This window comes from Dactylosporangium sp. NPDC049742 (assembly GCF_040674675.1).
Taxonomy (GTDB): Bacteria; Actinomycetota; Actinomycetes; order Mycobacteriales; family Micromonosporaceae; genus Dactylosporangium; species Dactylosporangium maewongense.
In genome coordinates this window covers 131,323-153,006 of the sequence record NZ_JBFANF010000018.1, presented here as the reverse complement: position 1 = coordinate 153,006, position 21,684 = coordinate 131,323, and the positions used below count along the sequence as shown (strand labels likewise).

Here is a 21,684-nt window from a genome sequence, read left to right as displayed (position 1 = left end):
CTACCGTTCCTGCAGTCGGGTTCGGGCGTCCGCCAGTTGGCGGCGCCGGTGGTGCGACCGGCGGCGGTGCTCGGCGCGTTCCCGCACGTCGTCCAGGGCGGTCTCGGGTTCGTCCGCCGCCCGCCGGAGATGTCCGGCGAGTGAGCCGACCGTGGGGTGCTGGAACAGTTCGACCATCGACACGTCGTGTCCGGTGCGGGCCGCGAGTTCGGTGCGGAGCCTCGCCATCAGCAGCGAGTGGCCGCCGAGGTCGAAGAAGCTGTCGTGCATGCCGACGCGTTCGACGCCGAGGATCTCGCGCCACAGCCCGGCGATGGTGTCCTCCAGGTCGTCGCGCGGTGCCACGTACTGCGCGCCGAGGTCCGGGCGCAGCCCGGTGGGCTCGGGCAGGGCGTTGCGATCGACCTTGCCGCTGGCGGTGAGGGGGAAGGCGGCGAGGATTTCGAAGCACGCCGGGACCATGTACTCCGGCAGCCGCAGCCGCAGCGTGCCGACCAGGTCGGCGATGCTCGGCGGGGTGTCGCCGTCCGGCGTCAGGTAGGCGACCAGCCGCAGGTCGCCGGGGCGGTGTTCGCGGGCGACGACGACGGCCTCGTGCACCTGCGGGTGCCCGGTCAGCGCCGCCTCGATCTCGCCCAGCTCGATCCGCAGGCCGCGCAGCTTCACCTGATGGTCGAGGCGGCCGAGGAACTCCACCGCGCCGTCGGCGCGGAACCGGGCCAGGTCTCCGGTCCGGTACAGGCGGGCGCCGGCCGCCGGCCCCTCAATCGAATGGTCGAACGGGTGCTCGACGAACCACTCCGCGGTCAGGTCGGGCCGGTCCAGGTAGCCGCGGGCGAGGTTCCGGCCGCCGATGTACAGCTCGCCCGCCACGCCGGTGGGAACGAGCTGCCGCAACCGGTCCAGGACGTAGATCTCGGTGTTGGCGATCGGCCTGCCGATCGGCACCGGCCCGTCGGGTTCGTCCGCGTGGCACGTCCAGTGGGTGACGTCGACGGCCGCCTCCGTCGGGCCGTACAGGTTGCTGAGCTGAGCCGGTGACCTGGCCATGAACCGGTCCCGCAGGTCCCGGGGCAGCGCCTCGCCGCTGCAGATGACCCGTCGCAGGCTGGTGCACCGCTCCACCGGCTCCTGCAGGAACACCTGCAGCATCGACGGCACGAAGTGCATGGTGGTCACCCGTTCCGTCCTGATGATGTCGGCGAGGTAGGCGCCGTCGCGGTGCCCGCCCGGGCGGGCGACGACGAGCGTCGCGCCGGTCATCAGCGGCCAGAAGAACTCCCAGACGGACACGTCGAACGAGAACGGTGTCTTCTGCAGGACACGGTCGGCGGGTTGCAGCCCGAACTCCTCCTGCATCCACAGCAGCCGGTTGCGGATGCCCGCGTGGACGTTCATGACCCCTTTCGGGGTGCCGGTGGACCCGGAGGTGAAGATGACGTAGGCGAGGTCCTCGCCGCCGACCGCGACGCACGGATTGCCGTCCGGCTCACCGTCCAACGCGTCGCCGAGCTCGTCCAGGCACAGGATCTCCGCGTCGAGCGCCGGCAGGTCCGCCAGGATCCGCCGCTGGGTGAGCACGACCGGCACCCGGGCGGCGGCCAGCATGTGCTCCAGGCGGGCCGGTGGGTACTCCGGGTCCAGGGGGACGTAGGCGCCGCCGGCCTTGAGGACGGCGAGCAGCGCGACCACCAGCTCCGGCGAGCGTTCCATGCTGACCCCGACGAGCACGTCCCGGCCCACACCAGCACGGATCAGGCGGCGGGCGAGCTGGTTCGCCCGGCGGTTCAACGCCGCGTAGGTCATGCCGCGGCCGGCGAAACGCACCGCCTCGGCGTCGGGCCGCTCGGCGGCACGGCGCTCGAAACACTCGTGGACCCAGCCGTCGGTGTCCGGCCACACCCTCACCGACCCCTGGGACATCGCCAGCAGCCCGCGGCGCTCCTCGTCGCCGACGAGGTCCAGCAGGTCGATCGGGCGCTGCGGGTCCGCGACGATCTCACCGATCAGGCGCTGAAGGTGCCCGGCCATGCGCGCGATCGTGGCCTCGTCGAACAGGTCGCGGTCGTACTCGAACCAGCCGCCGAGCGCGCCGTCGCGCTCGAACGTCTGCAGCTCGAGGTCGAACCGGGCGCCGCCGCTCTGCACCCAGATTCGGGTGAGTTCGGTGTCGCCGAGCGCGAATGTGGGCGCGGGTTCCCGGCCGTGGGAGAAACTGACCTGGAAGACGGGTGGCCGGCTCAGGTCCCGGGCGGTCTGCAGACCGGCCACGATCACGTCGAACGGGACCTCCTCGTGCGTGTAGGCGGCGAGGGTGGCGAGCCGGACCCGGTCGAGGACCTCGGTGAAGGGAGGGTTCCCGCCGACGTCGGTGCGGATGGGCAGGGCGTTGACGAAGTACCCGATCAGCGACTCGATCTCCGGCCGCCCGCGCATCGCGGTCGGCATCCCCACCACCACGTCGTCCTGGTTGCTGTAGCGGTGCAGCAGGACGGTGAAGGCGGCGAGCAGGGCCATGTAGGTGGTCGCGCCGTGCCGGTGGGCGAGCTCGCCGAGGCTGCGCAGCAGCGGCTCCGCGACGTGGATCGGCACGAAGGCGCCGTTGAAGCCCTGCACGGCCGGTCGTGGCCGGTCGGTCGGCAGTTCCAACGCCGACGGCGCGCCGGCCAGGCGTTGCCGCCAGTAGGCGAGGTCCGCGTCCCATCGCCCGTCGCGCAGCTGTTCCTGTTGCCAGACGGCGAAGTCGCCGTACTGCACCGCTGGTGCCGCGAGCCGGGACGGGCGGCCCGTCCCGGCCGCCTCGTACAGCTCGGCGATCTCGGACATGAGGATCGCGATCGACCAGCGGTCGGAGACCAGGTGGTGCAGCGCGAGCACGAGGACGGCCTCGTCCGGGCCGGTCCGCAGCAGTTTGAGTCGCAGCAACGGGCCTCGTTCGACGTGCATCGGCTCGCCGAGCGCCTCGGTCACGATGCGGGCCTCCAGCGCCACGCCGGTGAGCCCGGCCGGGCGCAGGTCGATCTCCGGCACCTCCAGCGGCATGCTGGCGTGCACCACCTGCGTGGGCCGGCCGTCGCGCAGTTCGAACGTGGTGCGCAGCGCCTCGTGCCGGCTGACCACCGCATTCGCGGCGTCGAGCAGCGCGGCCCGGTCCAGGGGGCCCCGGATACGCAGGGCGCCCGGCACGACGTAGGCGGGGTTGTTCGGTCGCAGCTGTTCGAGGAACCACATGCCCTGCTGCAGCACCGACAGCGGGAAGAGGTTCTCCTGCAGTGCGGCCGGTTCCGATCGCTGGTCCGACTCCAGCATGAGCTGTTCGAATCGCGCCCGCTGCTGCGGCGACAGCGACGCCAACCGCTCTGCGAGGTCAGACATCGCCGTGCTCCGTCCCACTGGTCGCGCCCACCATCGCCTCGGGGGTCTGTTCCACGACGGCGAGCAGCTGCTCGGCCAGGTCCTCGACGCGGGCCACGCGGCGGATCGCCGCGGTGCTGTCCGGGGCCCCGGGACCCGATCGCTGCCGTTGCTCGATCTGGGCGATGATCTGCTCGGAGACGGTGCGGATGGTTGCCCCGCCGAGCAGCCCCGCGATCGCGATCGACACCCCGAGCCGGGACTGGATCTCGTTGCGCAGCTCCACCGCCATCAGCGAGTCCAGCCCGAGACCGGACAGCGGCACATCGGGGTCCACTGTGGACGACCCGGCGCCCAGCGCCCGCTGGACGCTGCGCAGCAGCTCGGCGATCAGGACGTCGACCCGCTCGCCGGCAGGTGCCGACAGGAGGTCCTCGGCGGCCGGCAGCGAGCTCGCCCAGCCCCGCACCGGCGCCGGACCCGCCCGGCCAGCCGGCGCGGGCGAGGCACCCGAGGCGCCGGCCGCGGCCGCAGCGGACCCGCCCGGCGCGGGCGAGGCACCCGAGGCGGCGAACGGCGTCGCGGCTCCTGCGAGGTCGTGCCAGCACCGGACCTTGTCGAACGGGTAGTGCGGCAGCCGCACCCGGGCCCGGGTGTAGTCCCGGTCGAAGCCGGCCCAGTCGAGGTCGGCACCCTGGACGTACAGGCGGCTCACGCTGTCCAGCAGCACGCTCCAGTCGCCCGCCTTCGGGCGCAGGCTGGGCAGCATCAGCACGTCCGCGCCGGGCGGCACGATGTCGCCGAGCAGGCCGAGCAGGGTCGGCGCCGGCCCGACCTCCAGGAAGGTCCGGTAGCCGAGGTCCCGCAGCGTGGCGACACCGTCGGCGAACAGCACCGGCCGGCGGGCGTGCCGGCACCAGTAGCCGGCGTCGACGACCTGGTCCCACGGCCACAGCCGGCCGGTCAGGTTCGACACCAGCGGGATGCGGGGCGCGGTGAAACGCACCGACGACAGCAGATCTCGCAGCGGCTCCAGCACCGGTTCGATCAGCGGTGAGTGCGACGACGTGGAGATGCGCAGCCGCCGAACGTCGACGCCGCGGGCGGTGAACGCCGCGCAGACGGCCTCCACCGCCGCGCGGGTGCCGGAGATGGTGGTGTTGGCGGGGCCGTTCGCGGCGGCGACGGAGACGAGGTCCGGGTCGTGCCGGGCCACCTCGCGGCCGACCTCGTCGGCGGAGGCGAAGACGGCGGCCATCGCGCCGGTGTCGGCGAGCCGGTGCAGCAGTCGTCCGCGTTCCGCGACGACGCGCAGGGCGTCGTCGAGGGCCATCGCCCCCGCGAAGCAGGCCGCGGTGTACTCGCCGAGGCTGTGCCCGAGCACCGCGGCCGGCTCCACTCCCCAGGACCGCCACAGTTCGGCCAGCGCGTACTCGACGGCGAACAGGCCGGGCTGTGCGTACGCCATGTCGTTGATCAGGTCGTCGGCCGGGTCCTGCGGGTAGATGGCCGACAGCAGCGGCTGGTCCAGCACGGGCCGCAGCACCGCGTCGCAGTGATCGAGCACCCGGCGGAACGTCGGCTGGGTCTCGTACAGCTCGCGTGCCATGCCGGCCCGTTGCGGCCCCTGCCCGGTGAACAGGAACACCACGTCGGACGCCGCGGCGTCGGCGGCCCGGCCGGACAGCAGGCCGGGTGCCGGCTCGCCACGGGCGTAGTCGGCCAGCCGCGCCGCGAGGTCGCCGGCGGACGCGCCGACGGCGGCGAGGCGGTGCGGGAGGTGACCGCGGCCGGTGTTGGCGGAGAAGCACACGTCGGCGGCGTCGGCCCGGGTGCCGGCCGCCGCGAGCCTGCGCTGGTAGCGGCGGGCGAGCTTGACCAGCGCGGTCTCGGTCTTCGCCGACAGGGCGAGCACGGAGGCCGGGCGCCGGTCGTCGGGCGTCGCGGCGACGGCCTCGGGTGCCTGCTGCAGGATCAGGTGGGTGTTCGTGCCGCTGAAGCCGAAGCTGCTCAGGCCCGCGTAGCGCGGTCCCGGGGTCGGCCACGGAGTACGGGCGGTCGGCACGGCGAAGGTGGTGCCGTCGAAGGAGATGTGCGGGTTGAGCCGCTGGAAGTGCAGGTTCGGCGGGATCTCACCGTGTTCGAGGCACAGCACGGCCTTGATCAGCCCGGCGATGCCGGAGGCCGCCTCCGTGTGGCCGAGGCTCGTCTTCACCGCGCCCAGGTACAGCGCGGCGCCCTCGGGCCGGCCGTACACCTCGGCGAGGGCCTCCACCTCGATCGGATCGCCGAGTTTCGTGCCCGCACCGTGCGTCTCGATGTATCCGAGCTGCTCCGGTGCGACACCGCTGACCTGCAATGCCCGGCGCAGCACCGCGCGCTGCGCGGCACCGTTCGGCGCGGTCAGGCCGGAGCTGCGTCCGTCCTGGTTGACGGCGGAGCCGCGGATGAGGGCATGGATGCGGTCGCCGTCGCGCACGGCGTCGGACAGCCGCTTCAGCACCACGACACCGCAGCCCTCGCTGCGCACGAAGCCGTCGGCGGCGGCGTCGAACGTCTTGCACCGCCCGTCCGCGGCGAGCATCTCCGGGAACTGCGAGAACGAGATGCTCAGGTGCGGCTGCAGCACCACGTTGACCGCGCCGCAGATCGCCATGTCGATGTCGCCGAGCCGCAGCGCCTGCCCCGCCTGGTGGACCGCGACCAGCGACGAGGAGCAGGCGGTGTCGATCGACACACTCGGGCCTTTGAGATCCAGCAGGTACGACACCCGGCCGGTCGCGATGCCGTGGGAGTTGCCGGTGCTCGCGTGGGCCTGGATGCCCTCCGCGGTCCGGAACACCTGGCCGGAGTAGTCGCTGCTGCACAGTCCCATGTAGACGCCGGTGGCACTGCCGGCGAGGTCACGCGGGGGCAGGCCGGCATCCTCCAGCGCCTCCCAGGTCACCTCCAGGATCAGCCGCTGCTGCGGATCCATCATCACCGCCTCGCGGCGGGAGATGCCGAAGAAGTCGTGGTCGAAACGGTCCACGTGCTCCAGGTAGCCGCCCCACCGGCTGATGGACTTGCCGGCCCGCAACGGCTCCGGGTCGTAGTAGGCGTCCACGTCCCACCGGTCGGCCGGGATCTCCCCGACGGCGTCGCGGCCGTTGCTGAGCAGGTCCCAGAACGATTCGGTGTCCACCACGCCGCCGGGGAACCGGGCGCCGACGCCGACGATCGCGATCGGCTCCGACCGGGCCCGTTCGGCGTCGGTGACGCGCTGCTGGAGCCGCTCGATGGTCGCGTAGGCCCGGCGCATCGTGTCCGCCTGCGGTGACGGTGCCGCCGGCGGTGAGGCCGTGACGGGCTCGGACCCGGCGCCCCCCGGTGCCGGCCGCGTGGATTCCCCGGCCGCGCTCCACGCCGCCACGACGTCCAGCGCGCCGCCCAGGAACGCCTCGCGGCACGCACCCCGCTGAAGCTTTCCGCTCGAGGTCTTCGGGATGCTGCCCTGCTTGACGAGCACGATGTCGTGCACGGCCAGCCCGTGTTGGGCGGCCACGGCCGCACGGATCGCGGCGACCGCCCGGCCCGCGTCGAGACGGGCGCGGTTACCGGCCACCTCCTGCACGACCACGAGCTGTTCCTCTCCGTCGCGGTCCACGGAGCACGCCACGCCCGAGCCCGGCCGCAGCGCGGCGTCGCTCTGCTCCACAGTCCCTTCGATGTCCTGGGGGTAGTGGTTCCGCCCGGCGATGATGATCACGTCCTTGCTCCGGCCGGTAACGAACAGCTCGTCGCCCGACATGCAGCCGAGGTCTCCGGTGCGCAGGTACGTGCGGTCGGTCTCGCCGGCGAGCCGGGCGCGGAACGTCGCTGCGGACTCGTCCGGCTTGCCCCAGTAGCCCTGCGCAACGCTCGGCCCCGACACCCAGATCTCGCCGACTCCCCCGTCCGGCAGCCGCTCGGCGGTCTGCGGGTCGACGACGGCGACGTCATGGCCGTCGGCGGGCTGGCCGGAGCCGACGACGGGGCGGGTGCCCTCGCCCGCGGCGGCATCGACGGCGAGGTGCCGGGCCAGCGCGGCCGCCTCGAGATGCCGGACGGTGGGGCCGGTCAGCCCGGCGTTGCCGGTGACGAACAGCGTCGCCTCGGCCAGCCCGTAGCAGGGGTAGAACGCGCTGCGGCGGAACCCCGCCGGCGCGAACGCCTCGACGAAGCGCTGGACGGTGTCGGCGCGGACCGGCTCGGCCCCGCAGAACGCCTGCCGCCACGTGCTGAGGTCCAGCTCGGCGCGCTGGTCCTCGGTGGTCTTCGCGACGCACAGGTCGTAGGCGAAGTTCGGTCCGCCGCTGAGGGTGGCACCGTGCTCGGAGATGGCCTTCAACCACCGCAGCGGCCGTTTGAGGAACGACACCGGCGCCATGAAGGTCACCGGGAACCCCCCGTACAAGGGCTGCAGCATGCCGCCGATGAGGCCCATGTCGTGATACGGCGGCAGCCAGCTGACCAGGTGGGTGTCGTCCGCGCCGCGGACGAAGCGCCGGTTGGTGACCTGCAGGTTCGCCGCGAGGTTGGCGTGCGTGAGCATCACGCCCTTCGGGCTGCCGGTCGAGCCCGAGGTGTACTGCAGGAACGCGATGTCGCCCGGCTCGAACGCCGGTCGCCGCCAGTCACCGGCCAGGGCCGGGTCGATCCGGTCGACGGCCTCCCAGCGCAGCGCGGCCAGGCCGGGCGCCTGTCGGGCGATCTCGGTGGCCATGGCGGTGACCGCGGCCGGGGCGAGCACGATCGCCGGCCGGGAGTCCTCGATCACGCCGATGAGGCGCGGCAGGGTCCGCTTGAGCAGGACCGGGTTCGGCGGGTACACCGGCACGGCGACGACGCGCGCGTACAGGCACGCGAGGAACGAGGCCAGGTAGTCGATGCCGGGTGGGCAGACGATCAGCGCCCGGTCACCGGCGTCCACGCACTGGCGGAGGCGGACCGCGAGGGCCCGGGCACGCGCATCGAGGTCGCGGTTGGCGACGCCGACCGGCGTCCCCTCGCCGTCGGCCAGGAACCGGTAGGTTTGCGCATCCGGCGAGGCGCCGAGCACCGCCTGGAAGTGATCGATCAGGGTCGAGCGTCCGGAGGTATCCCCCGCCGCCGCAGCCGAACTGCTCATGAGCTGTTCCTCCTGACATTCCCGCCGTGCGGAGAAAAGTACGTATCGGAATCCGGAGCATGCAATCATCCGGCGCTTCACGAATACGGTCAACTCTAGTCGAGATTCATGCTGCACATCGGCGTCAACACATGTCAACCATGACTGTTTGTCAATTTCTTGAGGTTTCTCGCGGATCATTGATCGGAAAGCCAGGCCATCATCCCTGCCCACGGACGAGGTTCGCCAACATCAGATCTACCTGCTGGAACGTGCACGACAAGATCGATGTTCGGCGAATATCAGCCGTTCGTACGATGCATTCCTAAACGGTTCGCCGAATCTCCCGGGCACCTCGCCCCACTGCCGCGCGTTACCTTTGCCGAAACACTGATGCCACACGACCCTTGACAGATCGAGCCGGGGCAGAATGGGCGAACAAAGAATGGCCGAGACCGGGCCGGAAAGCATTCCGTCCGGGTCTCGGCCCACGCCGATCCATATCATTCATGCGACGCGATGCAGAACCGTTGCAATACAGTGGGACGATGCTCATGCCTCCGCGGCGGAACTTCGATCCGGCACGGCGGCGAGGTCCTCGTCCCGCGTTTCCGACGATGCCGGCTCGGTCGCCGGAGCGTCCCGGTGGCGGCGACGGCCGGCGAGCCGGTCGATCCACCGCGGGAGGTACCAGGTGCGGTCGCCCAGCAGCGCGAGGACGGACGGCAGGAGCACCACGCGCACGACGGTCGCGTCGAGCAGGATGGCGACGGCCAGACCGACACCGAGCTGCTTGAAGTCCTGCATGGACAGCGACCCGAGGACGGCGAACACGCCGACCATGATGATTGCGGCGCTGGTCACGACGCCGGCGGTGCTGCGCACACCGTCGAGGACCGCGGCGCGGATGGGCATGCCGGCGTCGTGCGCCTCGCGGATCCGGGAGACCACGAAAACGTGATAGTCCATCGACAGCCCGAAGAGGATGACGAACGCGAAGAGCGGGATCCACGACTCGATCGCCCCGACGCCGACCGTCCCCACCAGGCCGGCACCCCAGCCGTGCTGGAAGACCGCCACCATCACCCCGAACGCCGCGCCGACCGAGATCAGGTTGAGCACGATCGACACGACGGCGATGGTGAGCGAGCGGAAGGCGAAGAGCATGACCATGAACGCGATGCCCATGACGAACGCGAGCACCGGCACGATGCTGCGGCCCAGCTGGTCGTTGAAGTCAGAGGAGAAGGCCAGGTCACCGGTCACGTACACGCGGACGCCGGGCACCTTCGTGAGCGTCGAGGGAACGACGTCCTCGCGCAGCGCGTGCAGCGCCCGGACCGACACGTCGTCCGAGCCGTCGCCGGCCAGCGGGACCTCGATCTCGGCGACGCCTGAGGGGCTGGTGGCCACGACGCGGACCGGCTCACGGACCAGGCCGGTGGCTAGCGCCGCCGCCGTGAAGTCCGCCATCGCCTGGCGCACCTGCGGCGTCTCGAGGCTGCCGGCCTGCACGACGACCCGCGCCGGCGCCGGACCACCCGGGAAGGTCCGGGCGATGTCGTGATACGTGCGCACGATTGGCGTGTCGGCCGGAAGCTGCTTGTCGAACGTCAGCTTCTCGGTCCGCATCCCGACCACCGGCGCGGCGAGCACCAGCAGGAACAGCGTCGCGGCGACGGCCGAGACCCATGGCCGGGCCAGCACGGCGCCCCAGATCCGCGAGCCGCGGGCACGCCGCCGGTCGTCGCCGCGCCGGCCGAGTCCGGGGATACGGCCCAGGTCCACCTTGGCGCCGAGGATTGACAGCAGCGCCGGCAGGACGGTGACGGAGCCGAGCATGGCGATGAGCACGACGCTGATCGTCGCGACGGCGAAACCGTTGAACAGCAGCATGCCTGACAGGAACATGCCGGACATCGCCACCACGACGGTCGCGCCGGAGACGAGCACCGCCCGCCCGGACGTGGCCGCGGCGACCTGCAGTGCCGCCTGCGGGTCCCGGCCGGCTTCGCGCTCCTCGCGTTCGCGGCGCAGGTAGAACAGGCAGTAGTCGACGCCGACGGCCAGCCCGACAAGCAGCATCACCGAACTGGCGGTGCTGTCGACGTGCATGCGGTGGCTGATGACGGCGAGCAGCCCGTTGGCGGCGAAGAAGGCGGTCATCGCCAGCCCCACGGGGAGCACCGCGGCCAGCAGCGCGCCGAACGCCACCACGAGAATGCCCAGCGCGAGCGGGATGGCGGTCCACTCCGCCCGGTGGAAGTCCCTGAGGACGGTGTCGTTGAACCACTTGTTGGCGCTCGCCGCGCCGAACTGCCCGACGGTCATGTCGGGGTGCGCCGCCCGGACCGCGGCGACGGCGTCCAGGACGGGTTGGACCCGTTCCCAGGCGGTGTCGGACGGGCCTGCCATCGCGAAGCGGACCAGCACGCTGTGCCGGTCGGCCGACACCAGGCCCGACACGTACGGATCCACCAGTTCGGTCACCTGACCGGTGGCCTGGACCGCCGCCGTGAGCGCGCCGACCGCGTCGCGGAACGCGGCGTCGTCGGCGGTCAAGGCATCGCTGCGCACCATGATCATTTCACCGGCGGGCTGGCTGATACCGGCCTGCTGCAGGATGCGGATCGCCTGCGCGGACTCGCCGGCCGCGTACTCGTCCACCGTCATCTGCCGTTGCCCGGCCGCCGAGCCCAACAGCGTGGTGACGACCACGACGAGGAGCCAGCCACCGATCGCGGCGACGCGATGCCGCACGCTCCAACCGCCCAGCACGGCGGCAAGGTTCCGTCCTGCGATCATCGCCCGTTTCCCCTCGACGGCGTGAGCGTGCGGATACGCTCAACCCTTTACCCGCGAGGCATCGACGCACACGAGGATAAGGTCCCGGCGGGCCAGGACGTTCGGCCCCGCCTCGCCGTGAGGCCGGATCCGTCACGTTCGTCCCGGAGCTCATGGCGACCCAACCGGCCTTCGACGCGAAAGCTGCCCGAGCGCGGGGCGGGTCGTGGCCAACACCGGTGAAGCGCAGTGGCCTGTCTGCGCGCCACCGCACCGGCTGGCGCGCATCGGCGGCGCATGGTGTCCGGGCGGGCCGAACGGCGCGGTATGGCGGTCCGAGCGGCTCTGGGGCTGCGGTCCCTCACGGGCCAACCTGAACGTGGACGAACGTTGAAAGAGGTTGGTGATGTCAAGCACCATTGATCGGTCGCCGGACGGGATGCGCCGTGAGGTTCCGGCGAAACACTCACCGACGTGGTTCCCGAATGTCTTGCTCATCTGCGGTATCGCGTCATCGGCCATAGCGTAACGTCAGCGCCTTCCTCCTCTGGGTCGTCGTGCTGGCCACCGTGCTCTGGCGCACTCAAGGGAAACAACACCGAATGGGCCGTGTCGCAGCACATGATTCCGGTCTGAGCGCGCGACATGCCGCTTGACGACACCCCACGCATTCGAGACACCGCAATCGGGTCAATCGCCGTTTGCGCACGAAGCGTCCCGAGCGCGGCCCCGGAGGTAGGGGGTCCTTCGACCCTGCCCGCGGGTGTTGGCGATCGTTAGCGTCTGCTGTGGGTGGTGTGGCGGGCCACTGCGATGGGGAGGCGTTCGGTATGACCTGGGGTCATCCCGAACCCGGGCTGTACGCCGCGCCTCCGCTGCCCGGCGTTCTACATCCAAGCTCGGGAAGGGGGGACCCGATGAGCACCGTGCTGCGGTGGGCCGTCGTCACCGTGGTGACGATCCACGGGCTCATCCATCTGATGGGCGCGGCCAAGGGCTTCGGCTGGGCACGGATCAACCAGCTCACCGAGCCGATCGGCACCGCCGGGGGCGTGGCCTGGCTGGCAGCCGCCGCGCTCGTGCTCACCGCCGCCGGCACGATCGCGCTGCGCGCCCGAACGTGGTGGCTCATCACCACCGTGGCCGCCGTGGCCTCGCAGTCGGCCATCGCCACCTCGTGGGCTGACGCGAAGGCCGGCACCGCCGCCAACGCCATCATGCTGCTGGCCGCCGGCTACGGGTACGCCGCGCACGGACCGCGCAGCTTCCAGGCCGAATACACCCGCCGCATGCACGCAGCACTCGCCGAACAACCGGCCAAGAACGGCGTCGTCACCGCCGCGGACCTCACCCACCTGCCGCCACCCGTGGCCGACCACGTACGCCGCTGCGGCGCTGTCGGACAACCCCGCGTGGCCAACTTCCGCGCCACCATCCACGGCCGCATCCGCAGCGGCCCGAGCAAGCCGTGGATGCCGTTCGCCGGCGAACAGTTCAACACCTACGGCCCCCACCCCCGACGGCTGTTCCACATCCAGGCCAGCATGTCCGGGCTACCCGCCGACGTCCTACACGTCTACGCCGACAACACAGCCACCATGCGCGTCAACGTATGCTCCCTGCTCCCGATCATCAATGCCGCGGGACCCGACATGGATCGCGGCGAGACCGTCACCGTGTTCAACGACCTCTGCGTGCTCGCCCCCGCCGCCCTCGTCGACGCCCCGATCAGGTGGCAGGTCCTGGACGAGCACCACGTCCGCGGCACCTTCACCCAAGACGGGCAGACCGTGTCTGCCGTGCTGGTGTTCAACGACGCCCACGACCTGGTCGACTTCATCTCCAACGACCGGCTGCGCGCCAGCCCGGACGGGCGCAGCTTCACCCGGCAACGCTGGTCCACACCCATACACACCCACCGCAACCTCGGCCCATGGCGCACCTGCACGGACGGCGAAGCCCACTGGCACGCCCCCGAACCGGAAAACGAATTCCCCTACCTCGAATACCACCTCGACGACATCACCTACAACACCGGCATGCACCGGTCCCCGCGCGGGCAACAGGTCGCCGCCACCTGACGCGATGATCAGTCCCGGGACTGACCCCCACCGACTCCTCGGGTCGAACAGCGAGGAGGACGTGATGGGACACCACGGAGCCGTCCCGGCGGACATCGCCCTACGCGGCGCCCCCACACCAGCGGCCGCGCAGTTCCATGGCACCGAATCCGAGGACGGTTACTTCAGAGCCGTGCTGACCGAGCCGGCGGCGCTCCAGATCGCTCATGTGCGGTCCAGCTCGACGGGCAGCGGGTCCGGTTCGACCCAGCCGCCTTGTCCAGGCACATGACGTCGGGGCTGACACCGGCGTGGTCGACGGCGAGCAGGGCGCCGGTGCGGCTGAACCCTGTCGCGATCTCGTCGGACACGAGCAGAACGTCCGCGGGTCGCGTCGCGCAGCACCCGCAGGTACTCCGGCGAGTGGAAGCGCATCCCGCCGGCGCCTGCACGACCGGCTCGACGGGGAGACATCCACCTTGCCCAGTGACTGGTGGCGAGTTGATAACCTGCGGCCTCAACATGCTGATCCCGTAGGGAGTCAAGGTGTCGGCACGCAGATCCATACTTTTTGTTGTCGTCGGCCTGCTACTCGGCGCGGTCGCGGTGCTCCAGCCGGCAGCGTCGGATGTGCACCGGGAGCCGCCGGAGATCTCCAACTACCGCCTGATGGAGGTGGACCCACCCTGGCAGAACTGACCGCGCCGTCCATCGTGGACAGTGACAGCGCGGCGGTCGTCGCGACCGCGCCGAGCTGCTGCGGCACCTGCGCCGCCGACATGCGCGGCGCTGCGGCGACCCGCCGCTGACCGACCGGGCCGGACGCCTTCACCGGCCGGGACGCGGCGATCGCACGGCCCGCCGCCGTGCCCACGCGATCTCGCCCCGCATCGGACAATTCGCACGCCAGCTCGCGTCCACAAAATGTCCACTGCGGTCGGCCTACGGTGTCGCCAGTCGACGTCCGCGTCGCGGTCGCAACCGTTGGGAGGGCGTCATGCCCGTGAGGTCCCGAGTGGGTCCGACGATGCTGCTGGTGCACGGTGCGTTCGCCGACGCCTCGCTGTGGTCGGCCGTCGTCGCCCAGCTCCGCGAGGCCGGCGTTGCGGTCCGGGCCGCGGAGAATCCGCTGCGCCGGCTGGACGTGGACGCCGCACACGTCGCCGACGCGATGCGCGGCATCGTCGGCCCGGTCCTGCTCGCCGGCCACGGCTACGGCGGTGCGGTCATCACCAGTGCCGCCACGCAGGCCGACAACGCCGTCGGCCTGGTGTACGTCACCGGCTACGCCCTGGACGCCGGCGAGTCGGTGTACGACATGAACCGGCGCTTCCCGCAGACCGCGATGCCCGCCGCACTCGGCGTCGATGGACGGGGCGCGCCGTTGAGCATCGACCCGGAGGCGTTCGCCGACGCCTTCGCCGCGGATCTTCCCGCACCCGTCGCCGCCTCGATGGCGGCGTCACAGCGCGGCATCGCACCCGAGGGCCTCACCGGCCGGGTGGCCGGGGCCGCGTGGCGCGCTCTTCCGTCCTGGTACCTGATCGCCGCCGACGATCGCCTCGTCCACCCGCAGGCACAGCGCTACATGGCCCACCGGGCCGGTGCGCACACCTCGCAGACCGCAGCTCGCACGCGGTAGCCGTGTCGCAGCCGACGGCGGTCGTGGACCTCATGCTCACCGCCGCGAACGTGCTCGCGTGAGTCCGTTCGTCACCCACTCATCGGAAGGGACCTGTGCGGCACGTAAATTGGGTTTGGCTTACGCCGCCTGCGAGTATTCGTTGATCAGCCCGCCCAGGACCGGGCGTCGTCGGACCCGCGCAGCGCCGAGATCGGCGACCGGCGGTGGTGGATTCGGCGGTTGCTGCTCCAGTGACTGGTGTGGGCGGCGGCGGTTGCAGTGCTCGGTGTACTCGGTCAGCACCCTCAAGAGATGCCGTTCGCCAGCGATCAGCATCCGGTCGGTGCATTCCCGGCAGACGGTGCCGACCCAGCGCTCTACGAAGGCGTTCGCCTTCGGTGCCTGTGGCGGTGTGCGCAGCACGTCGACACCCGCGGCGGTGAAGACCACGTCGAACGCGGCGGTGAACTTCGTGTCTCGGGCTCGTAGCAGGAAGCGCAGCCTGCTGGCGTGCTGGTCGAAGTTCATGAGCAGATTCCGGACCTGTTGCGTGACCCAGTCGCCGGCCGGGTGGGCGGTGACCCCGGCGATGTGGACCTGCCGGGTGGCGAGTTCGACGAAGGACAGTACATAGATCCGTTGCAGCAGCACGGTGTCGACGGTGAAGAAGCCGCACGCCAGCATCGTGTGGGCCTGGGCGGTCAGGAACTGCTGCCAGGTCGGTCCGGTCCGGCGCGGTGCCGGGTCGACGCCGGCCCGGTGCAGGATCCTCCAGACCGTGCTGGCCGCGACCCGGTAACCCAGACGCGCCAGCCCACCCTGCACGCGGCGATGACCCCAGGTCCGGTTCTCCGCGGCCAGACGCAGCACCAGCTCACGGAGCTCCCAGTCGACTGGCGGCCGGCCGGGACGCGCATGCGGATACGTCCAGTGCCGGGCGATCAGCTGCCGATACCAGCGCAACAGCGTGGCCGGAGTGACGAAGAACGCCGACCACTACGGTCGGAGCAGGAACCGGGACAACGCCGCCAGCACCACCCGATCCGCGGGCTGCAGGTCGGGTCGACGCACCTGCCGACGCAGTACCGCCACCTGATGTCGCAACACGAGCAATTCGACGTCCTTCGCGCCGCCGTCGCCGGCGAGTTGCGTGAGCATCTGCAAGATCTGACGTAGGAGCGGTACACCAGCGAGGCTGCCACGCCCTGAATCATCCCGCTACCCGGTAGCTGAGCCACAGACGAATCCGCACGTCACAGCCACCGAACCGAATTTACTTCGCCAGCTGCGCGTCGGTGTTCCACTGGAACGACTCCGACTCCGACTTCGCCTGAAACCTGAAATCTGGTGCATTCACATCGTTCGCTCTGCCACTTCATCAGGCAGCGAATCGGCCTCCGGGACGCCGATTTCGGCGTAGATCGCCAGCGCTTGTTGCCGGTGCATCTGTGCGCCGGGGTGCCCCAGCGCAGTCAGGCACCGACTGATTCCGCTGTGAGCGTGTGCCTTCGCCACGCGGTATTCAACGGTTGCCGTGATCTCAAGTGATTGACGGTAGTGGGCAAGCGAAACCTCGTAGTCATGGATGTCGCTGTGGATCGCGCCCAGAACGTTGTGTGTCTCGGCCAGATCCACCGGATCGGCGATGTCGTTGAGGATGGCGAGTGCCTCACGCGCGTGGTTCAGCGCCTCATAAGGCTGCCCGGATCTTCGAGTCGCCTCTGCGAGCCGGTGCAGATAGTCAGCTTCAAAGCGCCGGTCCTCACCCTGCCGGGCAAGGTCTACGCTCTGGTGAAGCAGCCGGATCGCGCTGTCGTGCTCGCCCAGTCCGCTGTGGGCGGTGCCCCGTCGACTCAGAACAGCGCTAGCCTGCCGCAGGTTCGCGAATCCGTCGAGGGGGAGCGCCGCGCGATCCGCGGCGTCGATCGCCTCACGGTGGCGTCCCAGCCGACTCAGGGCATCCATGATCACCGTCAAGGCTGCTGCTTCACGCCACAGGTCGGCCTGGTCATGGTAAATCTCGAAACCGCGGGTGGCGTATGTGACGGCATCGGTGAACGAGCCGATCAGGTAGCTCAGGTCAGCCTTGTGAATCAGTGATCGCGCGATGCCGTCGCGATCGCCCGAATGAGCGGCATTGGCTGTGCCCTGGTTGAGGAAGTCGAGCGCGAGCCGGTATTGGCCCAGCACCTTGTGCATCATGGAGACGTCCAACAGGCAGGCGGACTTCACTACAGGCGGGGTCTCGGGCCCGCATGCGGCCAGCGCAATCCTGAACACCTCGAGGCTCGCCGAGAGCTGACCGTTCTCGTACAGGAGTGACCCCACATTGCGCGGGAGCTGCCAGCCGGCTTCGCTGGCCCGGTGCTGCGCCGCGAGCCGGGCGACGGCAAGGAGATTGGCATATTCAGCGTTGACCCACGACCGAATTTCTGAAGTCTTCGTGAGTCGAGGGACGGCAGTTGGCCGATATCGAGGGCTTGCGCCGAGGCTGGGCCGCCCGGGTGCGTCCAGTTCGGTGGCGATCTGAGTGACATGCAGGTAGTAGTCCAGGAGTCGGTCGAGTGCGGCCGATCGTTCCGATGCGGGCTCCTCAGCTTCGACGCTGGCCCGGGCGAAGTCGCGCACCAGGTCATGCAGACGGTACCGGCCTGGGAGGTGCGGTATCAGCAGATGCATGTCGCACAGGGCGTCGAGCAGGTTCTCGGCCTCGTCCACGGTCAGGCCGGCCAGCGCCGCCGCGGCGAAGACGTCGATGTCTGAGCCCGGGTGCACACCGAGCAGGCGGAACATGCGCTGCTCGGCATCGACAAGATGTTGATATGACAGGGAAAAGGCAGCGGTGACGCCCCTGTCTTCCGACTGCAGCAACCTCGTCCTGCGATGGTCATCGGCAAGCCGCTCGACCAGATCAAACACTGTCCATTGTGGACGAGTACGCAAGCGGGCTGCGGCGATGGATATCGCGAGCGGCAAATGGCCGCAGAGCTTGACCGCTTCGACGACTGTGGTTGGCTCGGCCTCGCAGCGGTCCGGCCCGACGACTGCTCGGAACAGGGCAACGGCATCATCCGGGGGCAGAGTGTCCAGCGACAACACTTCCGCACTGTTCAGCCCGGTCAATCGGCGTCTGCTGGTAATCATGACGGCACAGCTGGCTGAACCCGGCAACAGTGGCCTGACCTGGGCGGAATTCAACGCATTGTCGAGGACGAGCAGGACACGCCTTCCGACGAGCTCCCCCCGCCACACAGCGGCCCTCTCATCCAGGCTCTTCGGGATTCGAGCGTCGGGAACCCCGACGGCGCGCAGCAGCACATCCAGGGCTTCCTCAGCCGTCAACGGATCACGGCCGGCGGTGTGCCCATGCAGGTCTATGAACAGTTGGCCATCAGCGAAGCGGCCCGCGAACCGGTGTGCCGCGTGCACCGCGATGGCCGTCTTGCCTACCCCCGACATCCCGTCGATAGCCTGGATCACAGTCACGCCACCACTGTCCACAATGGACATCAGTCGGTCCAGTTCGGCGAGGCGGCCGGTAAAATGCCCGATGTCTCGGGGCAGATAGTTGCGCTGGAGCGCCTCGGACCGGTGATTCAGCGCCGGATCAGCGGCGAGGATCCGATGATACTGGCTTTGCAGCTCAGGACCTGGGTCCACGCCCAAGTCCTCCGCAATCGTGTGGCGAATCCGCTGGTAGCACACCAGCGACTCCGCGGCCCTCCCAGCACGGTACAGCGCCAGCATCAGCAGGCTGGCCAGAGGCTCACACAACGGATATCGATCAAGCTCCGCGCTCAGCTCGTCGGCGACGACACCATGCGATCCCAGCTCCAGAGAGATCTCGGCCCAGGCGATGACTGCCGACAAGCGCCTTTCCTCGAGCTGTCCCGCGGCAGTCAATGCGGTCCTGCCCCCGACACCCGCGAGCGCGGGCCCGCGCCAGATCGCCAACCCTGCCCGCAATGTCTCGGCTGCGCGCATCAGATCGTGGCGGGCCCAAGCCGCATGCGCCTCGGCCAGGCATCGTTCAAATCTCCCGGCGTCCACCTGTTCGACCGAGACCCGTAACACGTACCCGGGGCCGACCGCCGCCGCCAGCGCTGCGCCCACAGGTGTACGCCGCAACGCGGACACCGCATTCTGGACCTGCTTACGAGCCGTAACCGGAGGCTCACCATCCCACACGGCGTCCACGAGTTGGCCCAACGTAACTACCCGGCCGGCGTTGAGCGCCAGGGTCGCAACAACACGCCGCTGCTTCGTCCCGCCAATCGTGACTTGACCGTCGCCGTGCCGGACCTCGAGCGGCCCCAGGATGCCGAACTCCATGCCGCCTCCCACCCTCGTCAAGCTCCTGGCGAGTGTACGAGGAGCAGTCCGACTGTGAGGAGACCGATCGAGGACGAAACGGTGACGGCATCGGTCACCATGGCACGTGCGAGCGAACTCCACGCCATACCCGGCATGACTTTGCGACGCGCACCGAAGCCGCAGTTAACGGGGGCTCAGTTCACCGGCGAGACCCGGCGAACTGAGGCAGGTTCTCGGGGCGCGAGGCAGGAAGCCAAGCGGAGCGAACTCGACGGGAATCGGGGTCGACGCTCATGTCTCCCGATGGATGCCGGCGAGCGGCTGGACGGCTTGTCCAGCCGCGCCGCCGGTCTGCATGTCGCGGTTGGGGGCGCTGTGCGTTGCCGATCGGCGGGCGCATTCGAGCGAGGCCCGGCTCGGTCTTCAGATGGCGGTGGCGAGTTCGGTGAACGCGGCGGCGACGCGGAGGCGTCGATGCCGAGTTCGTAGTGGCCGCAGCGGAGGTACTGCATGAACGCGTGTCCGGCCGTGCTGCGGCGGCGTCGCGGTGGGCGGAGACGAGTACGTCGATGACCTGGCCGTGCTGGTCGACGGCCACCGAGCACATCGCCGCACCGGACAAGGTCGTCGCCGTGCACTGCTTCATCGGTAGCTGCGACTGGTGGATCTGCGAGTACGAGCCGGAGACGTGCACCGCATACGGCTACACGTGCCTCGGCGACCCCGATGGCCGAATTGCCGTTGAATCATGACAGTTGTGTGACGAAACTGCCGGACCCGAATGTTCATCCGGGTGTTCCCTCCTGCTGGCCAACGATCGGCAAGACTCAGCGCGAACCAAGATCCTCTATTCGGAGTACTGCCTTGGGCACGCGCGGAAGACGGAAGTGGCGGGGAGCGGTGTGCCTGGTGGCGCTCGCGGTCCTCGCCGGGTTCGCCGTTCCCGGGACGGCGGCGGCGCACCCGTTCGGCGACCCGCAGACCGTCGCCGTCGGCCTCGGCGACGACCGGCCCGACGTCGTGCGGGTGCGGTGGCGGGTCGGCGGGTCCGACGACCTGACGCTGCTCGGGGTGTCGCTCGGCATCCTGCCGCAGGACCGGGTCATGCTCGACGGCGCCGTCTTCTACCGCGACACGGACGCGGCGGCGATCGCGCCCGCTCCGGCGTTCGCGAAGTACCTCCTCGAACGGATCACGGTCCAGACCAACCGTCAGGCCTGTCCAGGGGTGCTGCAGCCGATCGACGACCTCGCCAAGCGGGGCGTGACGATCGACTACACCTGCCCGGGGCCGGTCGGGACCGCGTCGGTCGCTGTGCGGACGCTGACCGACCTGCACCCGGCCTACCAGACCCTGGCCACCGGGCCCGACGGGCAGCGGACGGTGTACCGCCAGGGCGCCGACTCCCACGACTGGCCCCTCGGCGACTCGCCGGCCACCGTGCCCGCGTCCGGCAGCAGTGCCGCGATCCAGCTCGGCGCGGTCGTCGCCGGCGTGCTGGTCGCGATCGCTGTCGTTTGGCTGGTGGGCCGTCGGATGCGGCGCAGGAGGGCACCGGCATGAGCGGCCAGCGAAGCGGCTCGGGCCGCTCAGCATGTGACAGGTTTGGCTCAGGCCGACACCGGAGCGCAGCGCAGGTGGCGGCATGAGCGACCGGTTGCAGGAGTTCGTCAGCGCTCCGGGCATCGCGCCGCTCGCGTTCCTGTTCGCGTTCCTGGCCGGCGCCGGGCACGCGCTGGGGCCCGGGCACGGCAAGAGCCTCGCGGCGGCGTACCTCGCGGGCTCCCGCGGCCGGGTCCGCGACGCCGCCTGGCTCGGCGGCACGGTCGCCGCGATGCACACCGTGTCGGTGCTCGCCATCGGCGTCGCCTGGACGTTCTTCTCGCTGTCCGACCTGGTCCGGATGGAGCAGCTGACCGGCTGGCTCCAGCTGGTCGCGGGCCTGCTCGTCATCGGCACCGGCATCTGGCTGATCCGCCGCAACATGCACGGTCATCACCATCATCACGGCGACGATCATCACCATCATCACGACGCGCACGACCACGAGCACGGGCACGGCCATGAGCACGACCACGGGCACGGCGAGGTGAAGAGGCCCGGGCTGGTGCTGCTCGGGATGTCCGGCGGGCTCACCCCCTCACCGGCCGCGTTCCTCGTCCTCGCCACCGGCCTGTTCGTCGGTCGCGCCGGGTTCGCGCTGCTGCTCGTGCTCACCTTCGGCGCCGGCATGGCCGTCGTCCTCTTCGGCGTCGGCGTCCTCGCGATCGCCGGCCGCACCGTTCTCAGCCGGACACCGCGCCTCCACGCCGCCGCCCGCGTGGCCCCCGTCCTCGCCGCCGGCGGCATCACCGTCTTCGGCGCCGGCATCGTCGCGTTCGCCGCGATGCACCTCGTCACTGTCACATAAAAGGAGAACC

Annotated in this window: 12 protein-coding genes and 1 pseudogene; 6 read left to right on the top strand and 7 right to left on the bottom strand. The window is 70.2% G+C overall.

Translation table 11 applies throughout. From position 1 onward, the window contains the following. The 3 genes from AB0J72_RS23405 to AB0J72_RS23395 form a co-directional block, all read right to left on the bottom strand. Entirely contained in the window at nucleotides 1-3,375 is a 3,375-nt protein-coding gene (locus AB0J72_RS23405; protein ID WP_363401942.1) for an amino acid adenylation domain-containing protein, read from the bottom strand. After that, nucleotides 3,368-8,503, bottom strand: a complete 5,136-nt coding sequence (locus tag AB0J72_RS23400) for a beta-ketoacyl synthase N-terminal-like domain-containing protein (protein WP_363401940.1) — start codon at nucleotides 8,501-8,503, stop codon at nucleotides 3,368-3,370. The genes AB0J72_RS23405 and AB0J72_RS23400 overlap by 8 nt, the downstream gene beginning before the upstream one ends. A 531-nt stretch (nucleotides 8,504-9,034) precedes the next feature. Continuing rightward, nucleotides 9,035-11,287 carry an MMPL family transporter gene (locus AB0J72_RS23395; RefSeq protein WP_363401938.1) on the bottom strand — a complete coding sequence of 751 codons (2,253 nt, stop codon included), beginning with the start codon at nucleotides 11,285-11,287 and terminating at the stop codon, nucleotides 9,035-9,037. A gap of 896 nt (nucleotides 11,288-12,183) precedes the next feature. On the opposite strand from AB0J72_RS23395, the gene AB0J72_RS23390 reads away from it, so the two are divergent. Further along, on the top strand, nucleotides 12,184-13,347 hold the full coding sequence (locus AB0J72_RS23390) for a DUF6544 family protein (RefSeq protein WP_363401936.1): 1,164 nt from the start codon (nucleotides 12,184-12,186) through the stop codon (nucleotides 13,345-13,347). Between the two features lie 251 nt (nucleotides 13,348-13,598). Here the strand turns inward: AB0J72_RS23390 and AB0J72_RS23385 are convergent. After that, a pseudogene (locus AB0J72_RS23385) lies at nucleotides 13,599-13,773 on the bottom strand (aminotransferase class III-fold pyridoxal phosphate-dependent enzyme); the annotation flags it as partial. A 99-nt stretch (nucleotides 13,774-13,872) separates the two neighbouring features. On the opposite strand from AB0J72_RS23385, the gene AB0J72_RS23380 reads away from it, so the two are divergent. Next, nucleotides 13,873-14,025 carry a hypothetical protein gene (locus tag AB0J72_RS23380; protein ID WP_363401934.1) on the top strand — a complete coding sequence of 51 codons (153 nt, stop codon included), beginning with the start codon at nucleotides 13,873-13,875 and terminating at the stop codon, nucleotides 14,023-14,025. Nucleotides 14,026-14,353: 328 nt separating this feature from the next. Next, nucleotides 14,354-14,968: an alpha/beta hydrolase gene (locus tag AB0J72_RS23375; RefSeq protein WP_363401932.1), complete on the top strand. Its 615-nt coding sequence runs from the start codon at nucleotides 14,354-14,356 to the stop codon at nucleotides 14,966-14,968. 120 nt (nucleotides 14,969-15,088) lie between these two features. Here AB0J72_RS23375 and AB0J72_RS23370 read toward each other — a convergent pair whose 3' ends face one another. The 3 genes from AB0J72_RS23370 to AB0J72_RS23360 all read right to left on the bottom strand — a co-directional run bounded on the left by AB0J72_RS23370 (nucleotide 15,089) and on the right by AB0J72_RS23360 (nucleotide 19,282). Beyond that, nucleotides 15,089-15,820 (bottom strand): integrase core domain-containing protein, encoded by a 732-nt coding sequence (locus AB0J72_RS23370; protein WP_363401930.1) that lies wholly within the window; start codon nucleotides 15,818-15,820, stop codon nucleotides 15,089-15,091. A gap of 126 nt (nucleotides 15,821-15,946) precedes the next feature. Next, on the bottom strand, nucleotides 15,947-16,108 hold the full coding sequence (locus AB0J72_RS23365; RefSeq protein ID WP_363401928.1) for a hypothetical protein: 162 nt from the start codon (nucleotides 16,106-16,108) through the stop codon (nucleotides 15,947-15,949). Nucleotides 16,109-16,303: 195 nt separating this feature from the next. Continuing rightward, entirely contained in the window at nucleotides 16,304-19,282 is a 2,979-nt protein-coding gene (locus AB0J72_RS23360; protein WP_363401926.1) for a BTAD domain-containing putative transcriptional regulator, read from the bottom strand. A 551-nt stretch (nucleotides 19,283-19,833) separates the two neighbouring features. Here AB0J72_RS23360 and AB0J72_RS23355 point away from each other — a divergent pair. The 3 genes from AB0J72_RS23355 (at nucleotide 19,834) to AB0J72_RS23345 (ending at nucleotide 21,674) form a co-directional block, all read left to right on the top strand. Then, nucleotides 19,834-20,016 (top strand): hypothetical protein, encoded by a 183-nt coding sequence (locus AB0J72_RS23355; protein WP_363401924.1) that lies wholly within the window; start codon nucleotides 19,834-19,836, stop codon nucleotides 20,014-20,016. 157 nt (nucleotides 20,017-20,173) lie between these two features. After that, a complete protein-coding gene (locus AB0J72_RS23350) occupies nucleotides 20,174-20,827 on the top strand; it encodes a hypothetical protein (protein WP_354902291.1) in 654 nt (217 codons plus the stop codon). A gap of 82 nt (nucleotides 20,828-20,909) precedes the next feature. Continuing rightward, nucleotides 20,910-21,674: a sulfite exporter TauE/SafE family protein gene (locus tag AB0J72_RS23345; RefSeq protein ID WP_363401922.1), complete on the top strand. Its 765-nt coding sequence runs from the start codon at nucleotides 20,910-20,912 to the stop codon at nucleotides 21,672-21,674. The last annotated feature ends 10 nt before the right edge of the window (nucleotides 21,675-21,684 follow it).

Excerpts from the sequence above, each read along its gene's own strand:
- AB0J72_RS23400 (WP_363401940.1), bottom strand. The coding sequence starts at position 8,503 with ATGAGCAGTTCGGCTGCGGCGGCGGGGGATACCTCCGGACGCTCGACC.
- AB0J72_RS23390 (WP_363401936.1), top strand. The coding sequence starts at position 12,184 with ATGAGCACCGTGCTGCGGTGGGCCGTCGTCACCGTGGTGACGATCCAC.
- AB0J72_RS23405 (WP_363401942.1), bottom strand. The coding sequence starts at position 3,375 with ATGTCTGACCTCGCAGAGCGGTTGGCGTCGCTGTCGCCGCAGCAGCGG.
- AB0J72_RS23395 (WP_363401938.1), bottom strand. The coding sequence starts at position 11,287 with ATGATCGCAGGACGGAACCTTGCCGCCGTGCTGGGCGGTTGGAGCGTG.
- AB0J72_RS23360 (WP_363401926.1), bottom strand. The coding sequence starts at position 19,282 with ATGGAGTTCGGCATCCTGGGGCCGCTCGAGGTCCGGCACGGCGACGGT.
- AB0J72_RS23375 (WP_363401932.1), top strand. The coding sequence starts at position 14,354 with ATGCTGCTGGTGCACGGTGCGTTCGCCGACGCCTCGCTGTGGTCGGCC.
- AB0J72_RS23365 (WP_363401928.1), bottom strand. The coding sequence starts at position 16,108 with ATGCTCACGCAACTCGCCGGCGACGGCGGCGCGAAGGACGTCGAATTG.
- AB0J72_RS23345 (WP_363401922.1), top strand. The coding sequence starts at position 20,910 with ATGAGCGACCGGTTGCAGGAGTTCGTCAGCGCTCCGGGCATCGCGCCG.
- AB0J72_RS23355 (WP_363401924.1), top strand. The coding sequence starts at position 19,834 with ATGACCTGGCCGTGCTGGTCGACGGCCACCGAGCACATCGCCGCACCG.